The organism is Flagellimonas algicola, assembly GCF_005937185.1.
GTDB classification, from domain to species: domain Bacteria; phylum Bacteroidota; class Bacteroidia; order Flavobacteriales; family Flavobacteriaceae; genus Flagellimonas; species Flagellimonas algicola.
The window spans coordinates 247,982-269,970 of record NZ_VCNI01000002.1; the positions used below are offsets into that span (position 1 = coordinate 247,982).

Here is a 21,989-nt window from a genome sequence, read left to right on the forward strand (position 1 = left end):
GGTCATGAAAAATTATTCCAAACCCAAAACTGATAATTGGCAGGGGCGTAAGAGCACCAAAAACCTCTACCTGCATGAAAAGGTGAAATGCGTTCCTTTGGATGAGATTCCCGAGCCACCAAAAAAATCAATAACCCTATTGGGTTATGCCTGTGATAAGGGGGTGAGCCGCAATCAGGGTCGGGTTGGAGCTGTAGATGGGCCAGATGTAATCAAAAACAGTTTAGGGCGTTTCCCAAACCATTTACCCAGCGCTGTACAACTATATGATGCTGGAAATATCACCTGTACCAAAGGGGACATGGAGGCTGCCCAAGCCAAATTGACATCTTCAGTTTGTTCGTTGTTGGACAAAAAGCAGTTTCCCATTATTTTGGGCGGAGGCCACGATGTAGCTTATGGACATTATCACGGAATCAAAAAACATTTGGATTCCAAAAAGGAGGGAAAGAGCATAGGCATTGTAAATTTTGATGCCCATTTTGATCTTCGTCAAAATACCCAGAACAACAATTCGGGCACGCCATTTTATCAAATTGCCCAGGAGTGTAAGGAGGAACATATCAGTTTTGATTATCTCTGCCTGGGAATTCGAAAAGACGCGAATGACCGCTCCCTTTTTCAAACCGCCAAGGAACTGGACGTTACTTACGTGCTCACGGACACTTTCCAAATTCAATTTTTGGATGAAATCAATACGTGGATCAATGCGTTTATCAAAACGGTGGACAAGGTTTATGTGACTATTGATCTGGATGGGTTTTCGTCTGCCTTTGCTCCAGGAGTGAGTGCCCCCTCTCCTATGGGTTTTACCCCACATATTGTCTTGGAATGCCTGAAGACCATCATTGCTTCGGGAAAATTGATCAGTGTGGATCTTGCCGAGATGAATCCCAAATATGATATTGATGGGCAAACGGCCAAGTTAGCGGCTTCATTGATCCATCATATTATGGATTTGCAATTTCCTTAATGGAATATTTTCTTTTCGGATTAATGGATTCCGCCTTCTCGGCGGAATTAGCATAGTTATAGATTGCTATGTTTCCAATACGATTAATAGGGATTCCGCCTTCTCGGCGGAATTAGTTCAGCTATAGATTGCTATGCTTCCAATACAATTAATTAGGGATTCCGCCTTCTCGGCGGAATTAGTTCAGCTACAAATTTCAGTTTGGCTTAAAGCCTTCTAAAATTTAAGCTTCACTAACAAAAAAAGCCTTCCAAATGGAAAGCCTTTCATTGGCGAGCATTGTTTTAATGCTACAACCTGATTCCAATCCTATTACAGATTGAAATCCAACACAACGCGGCAAAGATAGGAATGATTTTTGACAAACAACACAGATTTTAATCCCTCTAATGATTTATAGTCCAAATAGAACACAAAATGATTGGATGATTATTGAATATAGTTCTTGTCAAAATCATATCATTTGTATATCACATTGATATACATTAAATTTATCTTCTACCTCAATTCAAAATAGAATGAAAACGAAACAGGTTGCCCTCCGCTTTGATGAGGAATTGATTGAACTTGTTAGGGCAAAAGCAAAAGCACAAAGGAGAAGTCTCAATAATTATATTGAGTTTTTATTGTACAACGATGTTGGGAATATTCCCAATGAAGAAACCAAATCTGCTATTGAAGAGGCCAGGAACAGTGATAACCTAGCTCCTATTGATGATTTGGACAAGTTCTTGGACGAGCTTTAACCATCAAATTGCCATGTACCAATTAGTCCCTACAACCCGATTTAAAAAGGATTTAAAAAAGGTAAAGAACAGCAAAAAGGATTTTAAATTGACCACAGCGGTACTCAAAGTACTACAGTTAAAGGGAGTTCAAGGGATTCCCGCAAAAATGAAACCCCACAAGCTTTCGGGTAGATATAGCGATAATTGGGAATGCCATATTAAACCAGACCTTCTTATTATCTGGATACAAATAGAATCTCCCAATATTATTAAGCTGGTTCGGATAGGCAGTCATTCGGATCTGTTCAAATAAAGTAGTTCTCAAAATTTCGTATTTCATTCCCCTCAATTTCCACATTGAATTTATTGGATTATATCCATTTTTTAGGATTTATTCCATAAATTAGCTGTCCCTCTAAACTAAACAATGAAAAAGACCATTTTGCACATGGACTTAGACACGTTCTATGTCTCTGTGGAGCGTATTATCAATTCAGAGCTTAAGAATAAGCCCTTGCTGGTAGGTGGTACCAGTGATCGGGGCGTGGTGGCCGCATGCAGTTATGAAACCCGGGGATTTGGGGTTCACTCTGGCATGCCCATGAAAATGGCCAAGGAGCTTTGCCCAGAAGCTGTTGTGATTCGCGGTAATGCAGGCACCTATAGCAAGTATTCCGATGTGGTCACGGAAATCATCAAAGAACATGTGCCGCTTTTTGAAAAATCGAGCATTGATGAATTCTACGCCGACCTCTCCGGTATGGACCGTTTTTTTGGCTGCTATAGATATGCCTCTGAAATGCGGCAAAAAATCATAAAGGAAACTGGATTGCCCATCTCCTTTGGGCTTTCAGTGAACAAGGTCGTCTCCAAAGTAGCGACCAACGAGGCCAAACCCAACAACCAGCTTAAAATAGATTTTGGCCTGGAAAAACCTTTTTTGGCTCCGCTGTCCATCAAAAAAATACCCATGGTGGGCGATAAAACCTACCAAACGCTCCGGAATTTGGGCATTCGGAAGGTACAGACGGTACAGGAGATGCCCATGGATATTATGCAGCGGGTACTAGGGGCCAATGGCAGGGTTATTTGGAAACGGGCCAATGGCATGGACAATACTCCCGTAATTCCTTTTCACGATCGTAAATCGATTTCTACCGAACGTACTTTTGACCGGGATACCATTGATGTCACCAAACTCAAAGGCATTTTACTTGCCATGACGGAGAATTTGGCCTACCAATTACGGCGAGGCGATAAATTAACCGCCTGTATTGCCGTAAAAATCCGCTATTCCGATTTCAACACCTATTCCAAACAATTACGAATTCCATATACCAGTGCCGACCATATCCTTATTCCAAAAATATTGGAGTTGTTCAACACCCTGTACAGTAAAAGAATGTTGGTTCGATTGATCGGGATTCGGTTCAGCCATTTGGTTTCGGGCAATTACCAAATCAATCTTTTTGAAGACGCCGAAGAAGCCCTGAACCTATATCAAGCCATGGACTATGTGCGAAACAGATTTGGCGGCCGCAGTGTTATACGGGCCTCTGCCATGGGAGCAAAAACCATAGGCAGCATGCATAATCCTTTTAACGGGCAGCCTCCGGTGGTATTGGCGCACAGAAAGCAATGAAAATGGAAAACTGATACCCGAACATTTTTCGATAATTCGATTACTCGATTGTTGGAATTTGGGATTTGGAGCTTGGGTAAAAGGTTGAATGTTGGGTTCTAAATTTTGAATGAAGACCCATCCACAATTCAACATTAAAAATTGAACATTGATAATTGAACATTGTACCTAAACTGTCACACATATTACAGCATGCGTTATGGCACCTTCTCGGAGTTGGAACTTCTGGAACTTGCCCAACAAAACCATGTCACCCGTTTGGTATTGACGGATATCAACAATACTTCTGCGGGGCTCAATTTTGTGAGAAAGGCATCTGAATATGGAGTTACTCCCCTTTTGGGCATCGATTTTAGGAATGGTGCACAACCTTGTTTTTTGGGAATTGCCCAGAACAATGAAGGTTATCTGGAGTTGAACAATTTTTTGTCCCACCATCTTCACAATGAATTGGAAATCCCAGCTAGAGTACCAGTTTTTGAAAATGCGTTTGTCATCTATCCTTTTGAACAGGTCTTGCTCAACGAGTTGGAAAATTTTAAAGAACATGAATTCGTTGGGGTTTCCATTCAGGATTTAAGACGATTACCTTTTTCCAGATTGATCAAGCTCAAAAAAAAACTGGTGGTACAGCAACCTGTTACTTTTCGCAACAAGGCCGATTTTAATGCCCATCGTTTACTCAGGTCCATTGACAATAATGTGCTTTTGAGCAAACTCCCCAAAGAGGAAGAAGCAAATGAAGAGGAAAAAATGTTTCCCGTTCAAAACCTAGCGGCCGCTTTTTCCGAGTATTCCTTTATTTTAGAGAACACTGAAAAACTGCTTAATCGTTGCAGCATCCATTTTGATTTTTCCAAAGGACGAAAACCCCAAAACCTCAACAGCTATTTGGCCAGTGTGGAAGAAGATGAAAAATTGATTGAAAAACTGTGCTATGAAGGTCTCCCGTATCGCTATGCAAAAGTGGATGCCTCTATCCAAAACCGATTGGACAAAGAGCTCAACCTTATTAAAAAAATGGGTTTCGTCTCTTACTTTTTAATCAATTGGGATATTGTTTCCGAAGCGCGTCGCAGAGGGTTTTATTATGTAGGCCGGGGTAGTGGCGCCAACAGTATTGTAGCTTACCTTCTCCGGATTACCGATGTGGACCCCATGGAACTCGATCTTTATTTTGAGCGCTTCATCAACCTATACAGGGCCAACCCACCCGATTTTGACATCGATTTTTCTTGGCGGGACAGACCGGCAATGACCCAATATATTTTTGACCGCTTTGACCATGTGGCCCTCTTGGGAACCTATGTCACTTTTAAGGAACGAGGCGTTATTCGGGAATTGGGTAAGGTCTTTGGATTGCCCAAACAAGAAATCGATTTTTTGGTCACCGGGAGGTATAACCTCAACCAGTTGGACAGCATGTCCAAACTTGTTCTCAAATATGGAAAACTCCTCAAGGACAAACCCAACTATTTGAGCATTCACGCCGGTGGAATCTTGATCAGCGAAAAGCCTTTACACTGGTTTTCGGCCACCCATTTGCCACCCAAAGGATTTCCCACTACCCAATATGATATGGTGATTGCCGAAGATGTAGGCCTCTATAAATTTGATATTCTGGGGCAGCGCGGATTGGGAAAAATTAAAGAGGCCCTGGAAATTGTGGCCTATAATCAGCCAGAAAAGTATCAGGAGATTGACATTCATGACATCCAGGGTTTTAAAACGGATGACACCATAAACAACCTCATCAAAACCGCTCAGTGCATGGGTTGTTTTTATGTTGAATCGCCCGCCATGCGGATGTTGCTCCGAAAACTGGAAGTGGACAATTATTTGGGATTGGTAGCCGCTAGCTCCGTTATTCGCCCCGGAGTGGCCAAAAGTGGAATGATGCGGGAATATATTCTTCGACATCGAGATCAGGATCGTGCAAAGGAAAAAGCCCACCCAATTATGCTGGACATCATGCCCGATACTTATGGCGTGATGGTCTACCAAGAAGATGTAATCAAGGTAGCCCATTATTTTGCTGATTTAAATTTAGGTGAAGCCGATGTGCTCCGTAGAGGGATGAGCGGAAAATTCCGGTCGCGGGAGGAGTTCCAAAAAGTGAAGGATAAATTCATTTCCAACTGTAGAAATAAAGGCTATACGGACAACCTCATTTTTGAAATCTGGAACCAAGTGGCCAGTTTTGCAGGCTATGCCTTTGCCAAGGGACATTCCGCCTCCTATGCTGTGGAGAGTTATCAAAGCCTTTTTCTACGAGCCTATTTCCCTCTCGAATACATGGTGGCCGTACTCAATAATGGAGGCGGGTTTTACCGTTCCGAATTTTACATTCACGATGCCCGTATGTTGGGCGCCACCATTCACGCTCCCTGCATCAACAACAGCAATGCGGCCAACCGTATTCATTGCATCCATATTTATTTGGGGATGATGTACTTGCGGGATTTGGAAAGCCGAGTTATGGAACGCATCATTAAAGAAAGAAGCTTAAACGGCTCTTTTGTTTCCCTCGAAGATTTTTTGGATAGGGTCATTATTTCCGTGGAACAGCTTTCCATCCTCATTCGGATTGATGCTTTCCGGTTTACGGGCATCAACAAGCATAAATTGCTTTGGAAAGCCCATTTAATGCTCTCCAAGAACGATCGTTTGGAACATCCTAAACTCTTCCCTCCACGACATCAAAAATTTAAGATTCCCAAACTGTACACCACAAACTTGGAAACCGCATTTGATCAATTGGAACTCTTGGGGTTCTGTCTTTGCAGTCCGTTTGAGTTGTTGGCCGAGCCTCCCAAAAACACCAATGGGCAAAGGGATTTGCATCGATATTTGAACAAACACATTGATATTTATGGGTATTTAGTCACCGTAAAAAACACCAATACCCACAGTGGTAAGCGGATGCATTTTGCCACGCTTGTAGACCAACACGGAGAGGTTTTTGATACCGTGCTATTCCCTCCTGTAGCTGCCAAGTATCATTTTAGGGGTAAAGGGATTTATCGTTTTTACGGAAAAGTGGTAAGTGAATTTGGTTTTTTGAGCATTGAGGTCGTTAAAATGCAAAAACAGGATTACATCCCCGACCCCCGCTACGCGGAAATGAAGACGAGCAAGAAATTGTTGAAACCTAAAGCTGTAAAAGAATAATTTTATATTTGTATATACAAAGTATATATTATGGATAGGATTCGAAAATTAATTGATGTAGATGAGAATGCCCTTATTATCCTAGAGGCAGAAGCAAAAAAACAAAAACGCTCCTTAAAAAGCTTCTTGGAGTACACCATTGAAGAAACCGCCAGAAGATTAGAATCTCCATCGGAAGAATATAAAGCCATGATGGATGATATGTTGACGCGTGTCGCCGAAGGGAAAGTGGAATATATTCCAATTGAGGAAATAGAAAAAAAATATGGCTTATAAAGTCAATATTTCCAAAGAAGCACAAATTGAACTGAGTTTTGCCGAATGCTTCTTTAGAGCGAAAAAGCTAGAACAAATCTTCCTACAAGATTTCAAAAAACAGCTTCAATTTTTAAAAACCACCCCAGAATCCTTCCAAGTCAAATACAGAAGCGTTCGAATAGTACAATTCGAACAATTTAACTACTCCATTCATTATATCATAAAAAACAATGAAGTGCTTATTCTACGGATATTGAACCAACGTCAAAATTTTTAACGCTACTTAAAGGCGGGATATCCCGTAATATCAGCTCCAGTAATCAAAAGGTGAATGTCGTGGGTACCTTCATAGGTGATCACACTTTCCAGATTCATCATGTGGCGCATAATACTGTACTCTCCGGTAATGCCCATTCCCCCCAAAACCTGTCGAGCTTCACGGGCAATCTTAATGGCCATATCCACATTGTTCCGTTTGGCCATGGAAATTTGTGCTGTTGTAGCCTTACCTTCATTCTTTAGTTGACCCAACCTGAAAGCAAGTAATTGCGCTTTTGTAATTTCAGTAATCATCTCGGCCAGCTTCTTCTGCTGCAATTGATAAGCTGCAATGGGTTTTCCAAATTGAACCCGCTCCTTGGCATATCTAAGTGCCGTATCGTAGCAATCCATGGCAGCGCCAATGGCTCCCCAAGCAATTCCATAACGCGCGGAGTCCAAACAACCTAGCGGAGCCCCTAAACCATTTTTCCCTGGCAAAAGATTCTCTTTCGGAACTTTGACATTATCAAAAATCAATTCCCCTGTTGCCGAAGCACGTAGGGACCATTTGTTATGGGTTTCCGGAGTAGAGAAACCTTCCATTCCCCTTTCCACAATAAGCCCATGTATTCTTCCTTCTTCATTTTTTGCCCATACCACGGCAACATCCGCGAACGGAGAATTGGAAATCCAAAGTTTAGCCCCGTTCAATAGATAATGGTCGCCCATATCCTTGAACTTGGTCTCCATTCCACTTGGATTGGATCCATGGTTGGGTTCAGTAAGTCCAAAACATCCCATCCACTCCCCTGTGGCTAGTTTGGGAAGGTATTTTTTCCGTTGTTCTTCCGTACCGTACTTAAAAATGGGATACATCACCAAAGAAGATTGCACCGAAGCCGTTGACCGAACACCACTGTCCCCTCTTTCTATTTCCTGCATGATCAATCCATAACTGATCTGGTCCAAACCAGCTCCCCCGTATTCTTCCGGGATATAAGGCCCGAAAGCACCAATTTCTGCCAACCCCCCCACAATTTCCTTCGGAAATTCGGCCTTTTGGGCGTACTCTTCAATAATGGGTGAGACATCTCTTTTTACCCATTGACGGGCCGCATCGCGAACCAATAGGTGTTCTTCAGAAAATAAATCATCTAAATTGTAGTAATCAGGGGCTTCAAACAAATCAGGTTTCATTCAGAAAAATTTTATCAAATGTACTAACGATATGCAACATTTCATTAGACTAATGTTACATTTTTAAGTAAAAAGCACTGGTCAAAGCAACATACTCCTTGGTGTACTCGTGTCGGCCCAGTTCAATGGTCAGCTCTTCTATCTTAGGTTGCGACTCCATTCGAGTAAATTCCAGTAAAGATCGTTTGAATTGGGCTTTGGGGTTACCCCTAACATGCATCACTCTTTTTAAAAAAAGTCCTTCCTTTTGAGCCATATCCACAAACTGTTTTTCTTCCTTGTACGGGATAACCACGGAAAAAATACCCTCTGGAGACAACAACTGAGACACGCCTTCCACGAGTTCATCAAAAGGCAATGAAGTATTTTGTCTTGCTATATCCCTTGCCTCTGCCCCACTGGTTACTTCTTCGGTATAAAATGGGGGATTGGATACAATTAGATCATACTTATCCTCAATTTCGTCCACAAACTCATCCAAACCAGCATGGTAACAAAAAAGTCTATCCGCCCACAGGGATGCTTCAAAATTTTCAACACATTGTTCATAAGCATCTTCATCCAACTCGATGGCATCAATGATCTCTGCTGTTGAACGTTGGGCCATTTGTAGGGCAATCAATCCAGTACCCGAACCAATATCCAAAATGGAATCGGGTTGGTTTTCCAGACTTGTCCAAGCTCCAAGCAATACCCCATCGGTGCCCACTTTCATGGCACACCGATCTTGTTGTATAGTAAAATGTTTGAATTTAAAGGGCTGATTCATCAATTCTACCAGGTTCTCTGGTTTCTGTTCCTTCCAGCCCAAGCAATGCATCCCCAAGCTTTTGACGCATTCCATTGGCCATTAACTTGATTTCAGCAACTATATCAGGATGTTCATCTGCCACATTCTTGGTCTCACCGACATCATTGACCACATCATACAACTCAATTTCCTCCATATCAATCATCCGATAATCCCCAGGTTGACCATCTTTCCCAGGTGCTTGTCCGTCCATAGTGCGATAACGGTGCGGGAAATAAAGCTTCCACTTGCCATAGCGCACCCCAAACATTTCATTGACCCGATAATAAAAGAAATAGGCTTTTTGCGGACTATCCTCGCTTTCTCTTGTCAATAGCTTTACAGCACTTTTGCCATCAATGGTTTTGGTAGGCAGGTCCGCTCCTGTAAATTCAGCAATGGTAGGCAAAACATCTATGGCCATCATAGGGGCTTCTATGACCTTTCCTGCTTTCAATTTTTCCGGATACTTCATGATAAATGGTTCGCGCTGCCCTCCTTCCCAGGCAGTTCCCTTTCCCTCACGAAGTGGCAACGCACTTCCGGCATGGTTGCCATAAGAAAGCCATGGGCCATTATCCGAGGTAAAAATGACAATGGTATTGTCCTCAAGTCCATTTTCCTTGAGCGCTTTGTTGATTTCACCCACAGACCAATCAATTTCCATGATCACGTCACCATACAGTCCTCTTTCTGATTTTCCCTTGAACTTTTCAGAAACAAACAAGGGTACATGGGGCTGCGGATGGGGCACATACAAAAAGAAAGGATTGTCTTTATTCCGTTTGATAAAATCCACGCTCCGCTCCGTGATTTGGGTGGTCAATTGGGATTGTTCTGTCAGTGTATCTATTACTTTTTCATTTTCATATAAATGAAGGTCTGGGAAGTTAAAAATTGGACCTTGTTGTGGATGGTAAGGCCACATATCGTTGGAATAGGGTATACCAAACCACTCATCAAAGCCATGTCGTGTTGGTAAAAACATAGGATGATGCCCCAAATGCCACTTTCCAAAAATTCCGGTTGCATAGCCCTGTGCCTTGAGCATTTCCGCCAAGGTGGTTTCAGAGGCATTGATACCATGTGTATTATCGGGTCCCAGGGCGTTGTGTATCCCAATGCGATTGGGATAGCAGCCAGTTAAAATACCAGCCCTGGAGGCGGAGCATACGGCTTGGGCAGCATAGTAATGGGTCAGTTGCAATCCCTCTGCCGCCATCTTATCCAGGTTAGGAGTCTCAATATCCGGTGAACCAAAAACTCCCACGTCCTGATACCCTTGATCATCGGTAAAAATGAGGACTACATTGGGTGGAACTTTCTCTTTTTGTTCTTTGGAAGGTTTTTCGGCACAGGAAACAAGGCACAATAGTGCAATGAGGAAACAGTATCTGAACATGGTTTTGGTTGTTTGAGGCATAAATATAGCCAAAACCCCTTCCCTCTCCTATCCTAAATAAAGATCAACCAAGCCTTCGGGAGTTTTAACCACAATCTGCTTTTTTTCGCGATCAACCTTTTTTATAATATCATCGCTAATGGGAATCAGCAGTTCTTTCCCATCTTTTTCCGCTTCAAAAAGTTCTTGCGAAGCACTATCATTTACCGCTTTTATTACCCCAATATCCCCGTGAACCTCATCCATTAGGGTAAAGCCAATAACTTCATGGAAATAAAACTTGTTTCCGGATAATGGTGGCAAGATGGCCAAGGGCAAATACAATTCAGAGCCCATAATCTTGTCTGCGGAAATTTCATCCTTTACTTCTTCAAAATCAATACGAAGCAGAGCCGACTTGTGCAATCGGCAGCGGTCAATAAAAAATGGAACCAGATTGTTTCCCAATGAAACAAAAACTGATTCCATGTTTTCGTAGATTTCAGGTTCGTCAGTATCGAGTTTCACCAATACCTCCCCCTTAAAACTATATTTTGAGACGATTTTGCCCAAGTAGAAGCAATCTTCCTTGCGCATCATCGGAAATTTTACTCTTCCTCTTTACTGGCTTCGGCAGCAGGAGCAGCCTCTTCAGCTTTCTCCTCTGGCTCAGCAGCTTCTTCTTTAGCCGGCTCTTCAACAGCAGTAGTTTCTTCCGCAACAGCTTCCGCAGTCTCGGCTACTTCTTCTGCAACCTCCTCAACAGCCTCTTCTTCCGGCAATGCAGCGGCAGCTCTTTTATCACTAAACTCTTTTTCAGCTTCCAAAGCTTTAGCTTTGGCATCCGCTTCTGCTTTGCTCAAACCATCTCTCTTGGACTGAACGGCTTTTTCTTTTTCTTCAACCCAAGCATTGAATTTCTCCTCTACTTGCTCTTCGGTCAAGGCTCCTTTACGAACCCCACCCAACAGGTGATGCTTCAACAACACACCTTTGTAAGATAAAATAGCTCTTGCTGTATCAGTTGGTTGCGCACCATTCTGCAACCATTTTACTGAATTGTCTACATTGATATCGATGGTAGCGGGATTGGTATTGGGGTTATAGATTCCCAATTTTTCCAAAAATTTACCATCTCTTTTTGATCTTGAATCTGCGGCTACAACCCAGTAGAAGGGTTTACCTTTTTTACCGTGTCTCTGAAGTCTAATCTTTACTGGCATATCACATTAATTTGTAGGGTGCCCGACCCTGGTTATTAATTCTGCTCCCTCAAAACGGGAATCTTTCTTCGCTTTTACTTTAAGCGGGTGCAAATATACTTGATTTCTTTTAATGCACAATGACTTACGCGACTTTCTATTCCCTTTCCGCCAATTGATCTTTGCCCGGCACTAAATTGGCTTTATGTCCTTCCACCAGCTCTTGGATTTGACCTAGGATCTCATCATTTCCTTCGGCAATATCAAACTGTTCCGATGCGTCATGATTCAATTGATACAATATTGGGGGATCATGCTCCTCCCGACCCCCAAATTGACCATAGACCCCTTGGGTAATAAAATGCGCTTTATAGTCCCCCAAACGGGCAGCATACAGTTCCGTTCCCCTATAATACATGATGTGATTCCGTGGACTCGGTTTATGTTCTATCAAAGTAGGCCCTAAATCATAACTATCCATAATCCGGTCTTGGGGAAGTTCTGCTCCGGCTAAAGCGCTGAAGGTTGCAAAAAGGTCCATAGTAGAACCCAAATCTGTCACAACTCCTGGTTCAATATGTCCTGGACCCCAAAAAATGCCAGGTTCCCGCATACCACCTTCCCAAGTAGAACCTTTCCCTGCCCTTAAAAGACCAGCGCTTCCACCATTATTCTTAAAGGGAAGCCAAGGCCCGTTATCCGAAGTGAAGACCACAATGGTGTTTTCCGCCAACCCTTCTGCCTCAAGCGTCTCTAGAATCTGCCCTACCCCATGGTCAATCTCCTGCACCACATCACCATACAGTCCGCGCCTGCTCTTGCCCGTTGCTTCTTCGGAAGCAAACAACGGAATATGAGGGAGGTTATGTGCCAAATAAACAAAGAAAGGCTTGTCCTTGTTCTTTTTTATGTAGGAAACGGTCTCTTCTGAATATCTTTTTGTTATGGTATTCTGATTGGCAGGTCTTTCAATAATCTCAGTCCCACGGATCAAGGGTACATTGAAATGTTCAGTTTTGATGTCTTTATCTTGTTGACTCCAATAATTACCGTTAGGATATTCGGCCACCCGATCCATATCATTGGAATAAGGGATACCAAAGTAATAATCGAACCCATTATTTGTGGGTAAGTATTGCTCTTTATGGCCCAAATGCCATTTTCCTATGGCAGCTGTAGCGTATCCAGCTTTCTTCAATTGCTCCGCAATGGTAATCTCATCGGCGGGCAATCCATTTTTGGAATCCGGAAAAAGGACACGACTCTTATTGCTGGCCATTCCGCTTCGCACCGGTAACCTCCCCGTAAGTAAGGCTGCCCTGCTGGGGGTGCAAACGCTGGCTCCCACATAAAAATTGGTCCACTTTTGTCCTTCATGTGCCATGCGGTCCAAATTTGGGGTTAGAATGGTGGGATTCCCATAACAGCTTAAATCACCATAGCCCAAGTCATCGGCAAAAATGACAATGAAATTAGGAGGAGCACTTTCCTGAACTGGTTCCTCTTTGGGTTCTTCCTTGCAAGAAGCAAGGATCAAAAAAATTGATAGTAGAAGACAAAAGGTATTTTTCATTTTATAAGGTTGGTTTGAATCACTAAAGATAGCGAATGTCGATTACAAGCATGAAAGTCGAAGCTTGAGAAGGAAGTTGATAACTCCTAAAAACTACATTTTAAAATAGCTTTGTGTTTGTCTATTTTTAGTCATTTATTTTTTGCAAGCACAGACCATTTATGTACTTAATATTTGACACTGAAACTACGGGATTACCAAAGCGCTGGGATGCTCCAATAACGGATACCGACAACTGGCCGAGATGCGTTCAGATTGCATGGCAATTGCATGACGAAATGGGAAATCTTGTGGAACATCAGGATATGCTGGTGAAACCTGACGGATTCAATATTCCCTACGAATCTGAGCAAGTACATGGTATCTCCACAGCTTTGGCTGAGCAAGAAGGCGTATCACTAGAGGAAACTTTGGAAGCTTTTAACCAAGCGCTATCCAAGGCAAAATTTGTAGTGGGTCAAAATGTGGATTTTGATGTCAACATCATGGGATGTGAATTCCATCGGATGGGAGTTGCAAACAACCTAACGTCTCTCCCTGTATTGGACACTTGTACTGAAGACACGGCAGAACTCTGTAAAATTCCCGGAGGTCGAGGCGGAAAATTCAAGTTGCCTACCTTGACCGAACTGCACCAACATCTATTTGGCGAACCTTTTGCCGAAGCCCATAATGCCACCGCAGATGTTGAGGCCACTACCCGTTGTTTTTTGGAACTGGTTCGACAAAAGCACTACTCCATTGAGAAATTGGACGTTCAACCTGATTATTTTGAACACTTTTCCGAAGCCAATCCGCAAGAAATACAACTGATTGGTCTTAAACACATCAATCTTAAAAAGGCTTCCAAGAAAATTGCGGATGCCCTTTGGGCCAAGGACACCGAAGGAATTTCGGAAGACGAAATCAAAGAAAATGTCCAAAGTCTGGCTGATGCGCCCTATGCACATTTACATAACCACTCCCAATTTTCCGTACTGCAATCCACCATCAACATCAAGAGCTTGGTTGAGGCCACTGCTGAAAACTCCATGCATGCCGTTGCCTTGACCGATCATGCCAATATGATGGGAGCCTTTCACTTTGTAAAGGAGGTAAAAGCACATAACAAAGGTGTAAAGGAACGAAACGCTGAACGCGAGGAAAATGGTGAACCGCCTACCGAAAAAGAAATTACCCCAATTATAGGATGCGAATTCCATGTTTGTGAAGAGCATACCAATAAAAATATCAAGGACCACGGATACCAGATTGTGTTGTTGGCCAAAAACAAAAATGGTTATCACAACCTGGCAAAAATGTCCTCTATTGCCTATACGGATGGCTTCTACTACGTACCGCGAATAGACCGAAAGGTGGTGGAGCAGTACAAAGAAGATGTTATCGCCCTAACAGGAAACCTATACGGCGAAGTTCCCAATAAAATCCTGAATGTTGGCGAAAAACAAGCTGAAGAGGCACTAGTTTGGTGGAAGGAACAGTTTGGGGAAGATCTTTATGTTGAGATAATGCGCCATGGGCAGGAAGATGAAGATCGCGTGAACCAGGTTTTGGTCCAACTGGCCAAAAAACACCAAGTTAAATTGGTGGCCACTAACAACACCTATTACTGCGAAAAAACGGATGCTGAGGCGCACGATATTTTACTTTGTGTAAAGGACGGCGAAAAACAAACCACTCCTATTGGTCGAGGGCGGGGATATAGATATGGATTGCCCAACCAGGAATATTATTTTAAGTCTTCGGACGAAATGAAAGCCCTGTTCAAAGATATACCACAGGCCATTCTGAATACACAGGAAATTGTGGACAAAGTAGAGCCTTTTGACCTGGCCAGGGACGTGCTCCTTCCAAAATTTGACATCCCAGAAAAATTTATGGTAGCTGAAGACTTGGAAGATGGCGGAAAGCGAGGGGAAAATGCGTACTTGAGACACATTACCTACAATGGCGCCAAGAACAGATATGGAGAGATCACGGATGAAATCACCGAGCGGGTAGATTTCGAATTAAGCACCATTCAAAATTCTGGCTATCCCGGATATTTCTTGATTGTTGAAGATTTTATTAGGGAAGCCCGGAATATGGGAGTTTCTGTAGGACCCGGCCGTGGCTCAGCTGCAGGTTCCGTTGTGGCCTACTGTTTGGGCATCACCAATATTGATCCTTTAAAATACGATCTCCTTTTTGAGCGGTTCCTAAATCCGGATAGGGTATCCATGCCCGATATCGATATTGATTTTGATGATGAAGGCCGTGGCAAGGTCATGGATTACGTAATCAACAAATATGGAGCAAACCAGGTGGCCCAAATCATCACCTATGGTACCATGGCGGCCAAATCCTCAATTCGGGATACGGCTAGGGTTTTGGATCTGCCCTTAAATGATGCTGACCGCATTGCCAAGTTGATTCCCAACATGTCCAAGCTCAATAAAATCTTTGGGGTTGAGGAAGCAGATCTAAAGAAAAAATTCCGATCTGATGAGCTGGAAAAGGTTCATGAATTGTTGAATATCTCCGAAGGTGATGATTTGGAAGGCCAGACCGTGAAAATGGCCCGGGTGCTTGAAGGTTCCCTTCGAAATACCGGTATACATGCTTGCGGTGTAATCATCACTCCAGATGATATCACCAACTTTGTTCCTGTAGCCACCGCTAAGGATTCCGATTTATATGTCACCCAGTTTGACAACTCTGTGGTTGAAAGTGCAGGTCTCCTTAAAATGGACTTTTTGGGATTAAAGACCCTGACCTTGATCAAGGATACGGTCAAAATTGTGAAAGCCAGGACCGGTGTGGAACTGATTCCAGACGAGTTCCCTTTGGACGATGAAAAGACTTATGAACTCTTTCAAAGAGGAGATACGGTAGGGATATTCCAATATGAATCCCCAGGGATGCAAAAGCATATGAAAAATCTAAAGCCTACGGTTTTTGATGACCTCATCGCCATGAACGCGCTTTACAGGCCCGGCCCTATGGAATACATTCCCAGTTTTATCGCCAGAAAACACGGAGATGAGGAAATCACCTATGATCTTCCGGATATGGAGGAGTATCTCAAAGAAACCTATGGGATTACCGTTTACCAAGAGCAGGTGATGTTGTTGTCCCAAAAATTGGCCGGTTTCTCCAAAGGTGATGCAGATGTATTGCGAAAGGCAATGGGGAAGAAGATTTTCGCACTGCTTCAAAAACTAAAACCGCAATTCTTGGATGGCGGAGAAAAGAATGGGCACCCAAGAGATATTCTTGAAAAAATCTGGAAGGACTGGGAAGCCTTTGCCTCTTATGCCTTCAACAAAAGCCACTCTACATGCTACGCCTATATCGCCTATCAGACTGCATATTTAAAGGCACACTACCCTGCGGAGTATATGGCAGCGGTGCTGTCCAATAACATGAATGACATCAAACAGGTGACCTTCTTCATGGAAGAATGTAAACGTATGGGGCTGGAAGTTCTGGGGCCGGATGTCAATGAATCCTACTACAAATTTGCCGTAAACCAGAATAATGCCGTTCGATTTGGAATGGGGGCAATTAAGGGCGTGGGACGTTCAGCCGTGGAGACCATAGTTGAAAACCGAAAAAAAGATGGGCCTTACAAATCTGTCTTCGATTTGGCCAAAAGAGTGGAATTGCGTTCTGCCAATAAAAAATCATTTGAAAACCTTGCCATTGCCGGCGGATTTGATTCTTTTGGAGACACACATAGGGCACAGTACTTCCATGACGAAGGAGATGGAATCACTTTTCTGGAAAAAGTTATAAAGTCGGCATCAAAATACCAGGAAAACAAAAACTCCTCACAGATAGATATGTTTGGAGGAATGAGCGAAGCCCAAATTGCTGAACCGGTAGTACCTCCCTGTGAAGATTGGGGCACCATGGAAAAACTGCGGCGGGAAAAAGAAGTAGTCGGCATCTATATCTCAGGACATCCTTTGGACGATTTTAAAAAGGAAATCACAGCATTCTGTAATAGCCATGTTTCAGCATTCTCAGATTTGGAGCCTTATGTTAATCGAGAACTGACGGTAGCAGGTGTCATTACGGATGTGCAGCATCGTATTTCAAAAAATGGTAAGGGATGGGGGCTCTTTACACTAGAAGACTATACCGATTCACATGAATTCCGAATTTTTGGGGAGGAGTATCTCAAGTTCCGTCACTTTTTAATGATCAATTCCTTTGTGCATGTCAAAACCTTTGTCCGTGAAGGTTGGGTAAATCGTGATACAGGAAAAAAGGGAGATCCTAGACTCCAATTCAACGACTTTAAACAGCTTCAGGATGTCATGGAGGCGTATGCCAAAAAATTGACCATCAAACTGGACATAGATCGCTTACAGGACAAAAGGATTCAAGTATTGAAAGACACTTTGCGATCTTACAAAGGAGATCATCCGCTCAACTTTGTGGTCTATGAAATGCAGGACGAAATCAAGCTCAATCTTTCCAGCAGAAAACAAAAAGTAAAAATCAACAGTGAATTACTATCTGCATTGGAGGAGAACGAGATACATTACAAGTTGAATTGAGGGTATCATAATTTATGTCAATGGCGCAATAATGAAAACGAATGCACTTGCGGTAAGGAAAGTGGACAATATTTGACTAAATTTGCGAATATTAAAATTAATAAAATGGCACTAGAAATAACAGATGCAACCTTTGATGAAGTAGTACTAAAAAGTGACAAGCCCGTTGTTGTGGATTTTTGGGCAGCTTGGTGCGGACCTTGTAGAATGGTTGGACCTATCATCGAGGAAGTAAGTCAGGAATATGAAGGCAAGGCCGTTGTTGGAAAGGTAGATGTTGATGCCAATCAGCAATTTGCCGCTAAATACGGTGTACGAAATATTCCTACCGTATTGGTCTTCAAAAATGGTGAAATTGTAAATCGCCAAGTTGGGGTTTCTCCCAAAAAGGTTTACACCGACGCTATTGAGGCTGTATTATAAAATTATCCGTAAGCGGATTTTAAAAAAGGTTTGGCAAATGCCAAGCCTTTTTTGTTTTATATTGACCTCACAATCTGGAAATGGATATACGATCAGAACTACATAATGCCCAACTTTTCCAAAACCTGGAACTTTTGGCCAATCAGATTGTGGAAGGCTTTATAAGTGGCATCCACAAAAGTCCATTTCATGGTTTTTCCGCCGAGTTTGCGGAACATAAAATCTACAATCCCGGGGAAAGCACCAAACGCATAGATTGGAAGATTTTTGCCAAAACGGATAGACTATACACCAAAAGATATGAGGACGAGACTAATTTAAGATGTCATATGATCTTGGACAACTCAGGATCAATGTACTATCCAGAAATTGGCAATTTAAGCTTGGAAAATCTGAATAAAATTGGATTCGGGGTCTTGGCCATTGCCGCACTGATGCAGCTACTCAAACGGCAAAGGGATGCAGTAGGTCTCAGCATCTACTCCAGCAGTTATAATTTTTACACTTCGGAAAAAAGTAGTGAACGACATTTTCAGATGTTGTACTCCAAATTGAACGAGGTGGTCGGAACAAAAGAGACTTCAGACAGCACTAGAACATACACCTATTTGCACCAGATTGCCGAAAAGATTCATAGACGTAGTCTAATATTCTTGTTTACAGACATGTTCCAGACTGAAACGGAAGAGGCCCAACTGTTTGAGGCATTACGCCATTTAAAATACAACAAGCACGCCGTAGTCTTGTTTCATCTTATGGATTACGAACACGAATTGAATTTTGATTTTGACAATACTCCAAAGCGCTTTGTGGATGTTGAAACGGGTTCTCATATTGATTTGTATGCGGACAACATCAAAGACGCCTATCAAGATAAAGTGAAGAATTACCAGCATGAGTTAAAGCTGAAATGTGCACAATATCAAATTAAATATGTGGAGGTTGATGTGCGCTCCAACTTTGCCCAAGTACTTAATACTTTTATGATCGAGCGGCAAAAATTTGTTTAGTTTCTTTTTTCAAAAAAATGTTTTGTTGAATCAAATTTGAGAATGTATATTTGCACTCGCTTTGCAAAAAGCATGAACAAGATTTGAATCCCGCTTTTGCTGGAGTCTTGAAAAGGATAAAATCATTGGTCTGGTAGTTCAGTTGGTTAGAATACCTGCCTGTCACGCAGGGGGTCGCGGGTTCGAGTCCCGTCCAGACCGCACCAGTAAACACAAGGCTTCCGAGAAATCGGGAGCCTTTTTTCTTTCACTTGGGTACAACATAGGTACAACACTTTCCAAAGGTAATTTCTTTTGTTTACATTTAGGTTAATCTTGTGATTTTCATTACAATGAAGGGAGTTATTGAGGCCATAGGAAAGTTCTTTTACAAGTTTCTAAAGAAAAAGGAAAGCTTTTATCATTCCTTGGATAAAAGTGAAGGGAAGAAAATCCTTTTTCTTTTGACCTGTATGACACCTGTCGCTTTCATTGCAGCCTTCACTTTTTCCGATTCCTTCAAGACACAGCTTTTGATTTTTACTGGATATTTGAGCATGGCCTTTCTGACCATTATTCTTTCCGCTGGCTATCAGTCCGGGCTCAAAAGATTCCATCGGGACAAACATGGATTGGAAATGATTAAAATCAATCTTTATGGAAAGGATTTCCCAAAATTATTGTTGACGGATGAAGATTTGGATAATTTTCATTTGTTATTGATGGGATATATTCCCCAAACCAAAATAAACAACCGTAACCTCATAAAAAATGGCAGCTCGGCCAATTATTTCTTTGTGTTTTCATTGATGCATCGTTTTGTCAGGGCAGGAATAATTGACATCGATACAGCTCGTCGGAAAATGCTTTTCGAAATTATTAGGGAATCGTTCTCAATGAACGGGAAACCCGTTAACCCGAACACGCTAGAATCGAGTTTCAGTCGATGGAATACTTCAATGAAGGATAAGCAACTTGTAGTTCTTGAACATGAAAAGATAGTTGAAGTGTTCGGAGAACAATAAACTTACCGCAATTCTTTGACAAGCCCCATTTATTGTTCCAGTTAACGTGATTAGCTTTCCTATGTTTGCCTAGCGCATTCATAGTAAAGGCCTTTACTCAATCATTAATTTAAATCGAATTCTAATGACTGAGGAAAAGAAAGTCGTAGGACTATTAACTGAAATTAAAACCCTGCTTTCCCAAAACAAACGGGTAATGAACGTGGATGATTTGGTGGCCTATACGGGCTTATCAAAAAGCAAGATCTACAAACTCACTTCACTCCGCTTGATTCCCATGGGCGAAAACGCCCATGTACGACAGAAATTTTTTGATAAGGAAGCTATTGACGCCTGGCTCTTGGGCAAACCGGATTTATCAGACGAATTTTTGGAACAAAAATTCAATGAGCAGCTGTTGAAAAGAAAAAGAGCATAACCCCGAAATCTGAAAGTATAATTATGGAAACAATCCCTTATGTAAGGGTGGGCACTACGTATTACAAACTGGTAAAATCGCCCACTATTTCAGGCCATTTTAACGAACAATTGGTTTCGTGGAGTGAACATACCATTAAGCAAGATCATGGCAAGGATTTTTTGAGCAAGGTTCCAAAGTATGATGGTTTCACCTGTATTCCCAACCACATAGATTTCAAAAAAGAACACCATGGCTTCTATAATATATACTCTCCCCTAAGCTTTGTTCCAAAGGAAGGCACCATCGATAAGACATTGCAATTCTTGGAGCACATCTTTGGGTGCCAAAGGGAATTGGGATTGGATTATCTGCAGTTATTATATGTAAGACCCATTCAGATTTTACCCATTTTGTGCCTGGTCTCTTCGGAACGCAGCACAGGAAAAAGTTCTTTCTTAAAATGGCTAAAGGAAATCTTTGAAAACAATCTTACCTATCTCACCAATGACAGCTTTGGCAGTCAGTTCAATTCGGATTGGGCCAACAAGCTTTTGATATGCATCGATGAAGTATTGTTCAATAAAGAGGAACTGACCGAACGCATAAAATACTTGAGTACCACCAATAGAAATAAACTGGAGGCCAAAGGGAAAGACAAACGTGAAGTGGAGTTCTTCGGTAAGTTTATCCTCTGCAGTAACAATGAGGACAATTTCATTAAAATTGATGGTAATGAGACCCGTTTCTGGGTTCGAAAAATTCCTCCCATCAAAAATGAGGAAACAGACTTTTTGGAAAAGCTCATCGCTGAAATCCCAGCATTTCTATCTTATCTGGGCAATCGTAAAGTTAGCACGATTCAATCCACTCGAATGTGGTTTTCACCTAGTCAACTATTTACACCAGCGCTTAAAAAGCTGGTGAACAACAATCGAAACAGAGTAGAAAAAGAATTGGCCAGTCTATTACTTAGTGCCATGGACAAGTTTGAATTGAATGAAATCCAACTATGTCCCATGGATGCCCTCCACATGCTCAACAAGACCAGGGTGAAGACTGACCTGACCCAATTGCGTAGACTGTTAAAGAAGGATTGGAAATTGGAAAACCAGAAAAACTCAAACAGCTACCAGCGGGCAACCATTTGGAACAATGGTGAAATCAATCTAGAAGATGCAAAAGGCAGGTACTTTTCCATATCCAAGCATTTTCTACTGAAATATTTTGATGAAATGATGACATCCTAGGACCATCCCTTTGTTTATGGGATTTAAATCCGTCATCACTTTGTCATCATTCCGTCATCAAAACAAAGAATGATGACAAAGCCAAAACCAGGAAAAGAAGAAACGATGAAACGATGAAAAAATGATGAAGCGAGTAAGACCAGCAAGAATAACCCTTTTGAATGATTCTTCATCAAATCATC

Annotated in this window: 19 protein-coding genes and 1 tRNA gene; 14 read left to right on the forward strand and 6 right to left on the reverse strand. The window is 42.1% G+C overall.

Translation table 11 applies throughout. The features are described 5' to 3' along the window. The first annotated feature begins 4 nt into the window (after positions 1-4). The 7 genes from hutG to FGG15_RS20480 all read left to right on the forward strand — a co-directional run bounded on the left by hutG (position 5) and on the right by FGG15_RS20480 (position 7,049). Positions 5-973, forward strand: a complete 969-nt coding sequence (hutG, locus tag FGG15_RS10060) for a formimidoylglutamase (RefSeq protein ID WP_138835840.1) — start codon at positions 5-7, stop codon at positions 971-973. A 518-nt stretch (positions 974-1,491) separates the two neighbouring features. Beyond that, positions 1,492-1,719, forward strand: a complete 228-nt coding sequence (locus tag FGG15_RS10065; protein ID WP_138835842.1) for a hypothetical protein — start codon at positions 1,492-1,494, stop codon at positions 1,717-1,719. Between the two features lie 13 nt (positions 1,720-1,732). Further along, positions 1,733-2,014 carry a type II toxin-antitoxin system YafQ family toxin gene (locus FGG15_RS10070; protein WP_138835844.1) on the forward strand — a complete coding sequence of 94 codons (282 nt, stop codon included), beginning with the start codon at positions 1,733-1,735 and terminating at the stop codon, positions 2,012-2,014. Between the two features lie 114 nt (positions 2,015-2,128). Continuing rightward, positions 2,129-3,343: a DNA polymerase IV gene (dinB, locus tag FGG15_RS10075; RefSeq protein ID WP_138835846.1), complete on the forward strand. Its 1,215-nt coding sequence runs from the start codon at positions 2,129-2,131 to the stop codon at positions 3,341-3,343. A 162-nt stretch (positions 3,344-3,505) separates the two neighbouring features. Further along, positions 3,506-6,514 (forward strand): DNA polymerase III subunit alpha, encoded by a 3,009-nt coding sequence (locus FGG15_RS10080; RefSeq protein WP_202619544.1) that lies wholly within the window; start codon positions 3,506-3,508, stop codon positions 6,512-6,514. A gap of 30 nt (positions 6,515-6,544) precedes the next feature. Then, complete coding sequence (locus FGG15_RS10085; RefSeq protein ID WP_138835849.1) at positions 6,545-6,790, forward strand: hypothetical protein; 246 nt, start codon at positions 6,545-6,547, stop codon at positions 6,788-6,790. After that, the gene (locus FGG15_RS20480; protein ID WP_138835851.1) at positions 6,780-7,049 is read left to right on the forward strand and encodes a type II toxin-antitoxin system RelE/ParE family toxin; all 270 of its coding nucleotides are present in this window, start codon (positions 6,780-6,782) and stop codon (positions 7,047-7,049) included. The genes FGG15_RS10085 and FGG15_RS20480 overlap by 11 nt, the downstream gene beginning before the upstream one ends. Before the next feature lie 2 nt (positions 7,050-7,051). Here the strand turns inward: FGG15_RS20480 and FGG15_RS10095 are convergent, their stop codons facing one another. The 6 genes from FGG15_RS10095 to FGG15_RS10120 form a co-directional block, all read right to left on the reverse strand. After that, positions 7,052-8,230 (reverse strand): acyl-CoA dehydrogenase family protein, encoded by a 1,179-nt coding sequence (locus FGG15_RS10095; RefSeq protein WP_138835853.1) that lies wholly within the window; start codon positions 8,228-8,230, stop codon positions 7,052-7,054. Between the two features lie 55 nt (positions 8,231-8,285). Next, the gene (locus tag FGG15_RS10100; RefSeq protein ID WP_138838222.1) at positions 8,286-8,999 is read right to left on the reverse strand and encodes a tRNA1(Val) (adenine(37)-N6)-methyltransferase; all 714 of its coding nucleotides are present in this window, start codon (positions 8,997-8,999) and stop codon (positions 8,286-8,288) included. Continuing rightward, positions 8,983-10,422 carry a sulfatase family protein gene (locus FGG15_RS10105; RefSeq protein WP_138835855.1) on the reverse strand — a complete coding sequence of 480 codons (1,440 nt, stop codon included), beginning with the start codon at positions 10,420-10,422 and terminating at the stop codon, positions 8,983-8,985. Before FGG15_RS10105 ends, FGG15_RS10100 begins: the two co-directional genes overlap by 17 nt. 48 nt (positions 10,423-10,470) lie before the next feature. Next, positions 10,471-10,998, reverse strand: coding sequence for a ribosome maturation factor RimM (gene rimM, locus FGG15_RS10110; protein ID WP_138838224.1), 528 nt, complete (start codon positions 10,996-10,998; stop codon positions 10,471-10,473). An 11-nt stretch (positions 10,999-11,009) separates the two neighbouring features. Continuing rightward, on the reverse strand, positions 11,010-11,624 hold the full coding sequence (locus FGG15_RS10115) for a 30S ribosomal protein S16 (RefSeq protein WP_138835857.1): 615 nt from the start codon (positions 11,622-11,624) through the stop codon (positions 11,010-11,012). Positions 11,625-11,760: 136 nt separating this feature from the next. After that, positions 11,761-13,176, reverse strand: a complete 1,416-nt coding sequence (locus FGG15_RS10120) for a sulfatase family protein (RefSeq protein ID WP_138835859.1) — start codon at positions 13,174-13,176, stop codon at positions 11,761-11,763. Between the two features lie 161 nt (positions 13,177-13,337). On the opposite strand from FGG15_RS10120, the gene dnaE reads away from it, so the two are divergent. The 7 genes from dnaE (at position 13,338) to FGG15_RS10155 (ending at position 21,807) form a co-directional block, all read left to right on the forward strand. Continuing rightward, positions 13,338-17,723 (forward strand): DNA polymerase III subunit alpha, encoded by a 4,386-nt coding sequence (gene dnaE, locus FGG15_RS10125; RefSeq protein ID WP_138835861.1) that lies wholly within the window; start codon positions 13,338-13,340, stop codon positions 17,721-17,723. Positions 17,724-17,828: 105 nt separating this feature from the next. Beyond that, positions 17,829-18,146: a thioredoxin gene (gene trxA / locus FGG15_RS10130; protein ID WP_138835863.1), complete on the forward strand. Its 318-nt coding sequence runs from the start codon at positions 17,829-17,831 to the stop codon at positions 18,144-18,146. 80 nt (positions 18,147-18,226) lie between these two features. Then, positions 18,227-19,156: a DUF58 domain-containing protein gene (locus tag FGG15_RS10135; RefSeq protein ID WP_138835865.1), complete on the forward strand. Its 930-nt coding sequence runs from the start codon at positions 18,227-18,229 to the stop codon at positions 19,154-19,156. 127 nt (positions 19,157-19,283) lie between these two features. Next, positions 19,284-19,357 (forward strand) — tRNA-Asp (locus tag FGG15_RS10140). A 131-nt stretch (positions 19,358-19,488) separates the two neighbouring features. Beyond that, on the forward strand, positions 19,489-20,160 hold the full coding sequence (locus FGG15_RS10145) for a hypothetical protein (protein ID WP_138835867.1): 672 nt from the start codon (positions 19,489-19,491) through the stop codon (positions 20,158-20,160). 124 nt (positions 20,161-20,284) lie between these two features. Further along, a complete protein-coding gene (locus FGG15_RS10150) occupies positions 20,285-20,578 on the forward strand; it encodes a helix-turn-helix transcriptional regulator (RefSeq protein ID WP_138835870.1) in 294 nt (97 codons plus the stop codon). A gap of 23 nt (positions 20,579-20,601) precedes the next feature. Beyond that, positions 20,602-21,807, forward strand: coding sequence for a primase-helicase family protein (locus FGG15_RS10155; RefSeq protein ID WP_138835872.1), 1,206 nt, complete (start codon positions 20,602-20,604; stop codon positions 21,805-21,807). Positions 21,808-21,989 lie beyond the last annotated feature (182 nt).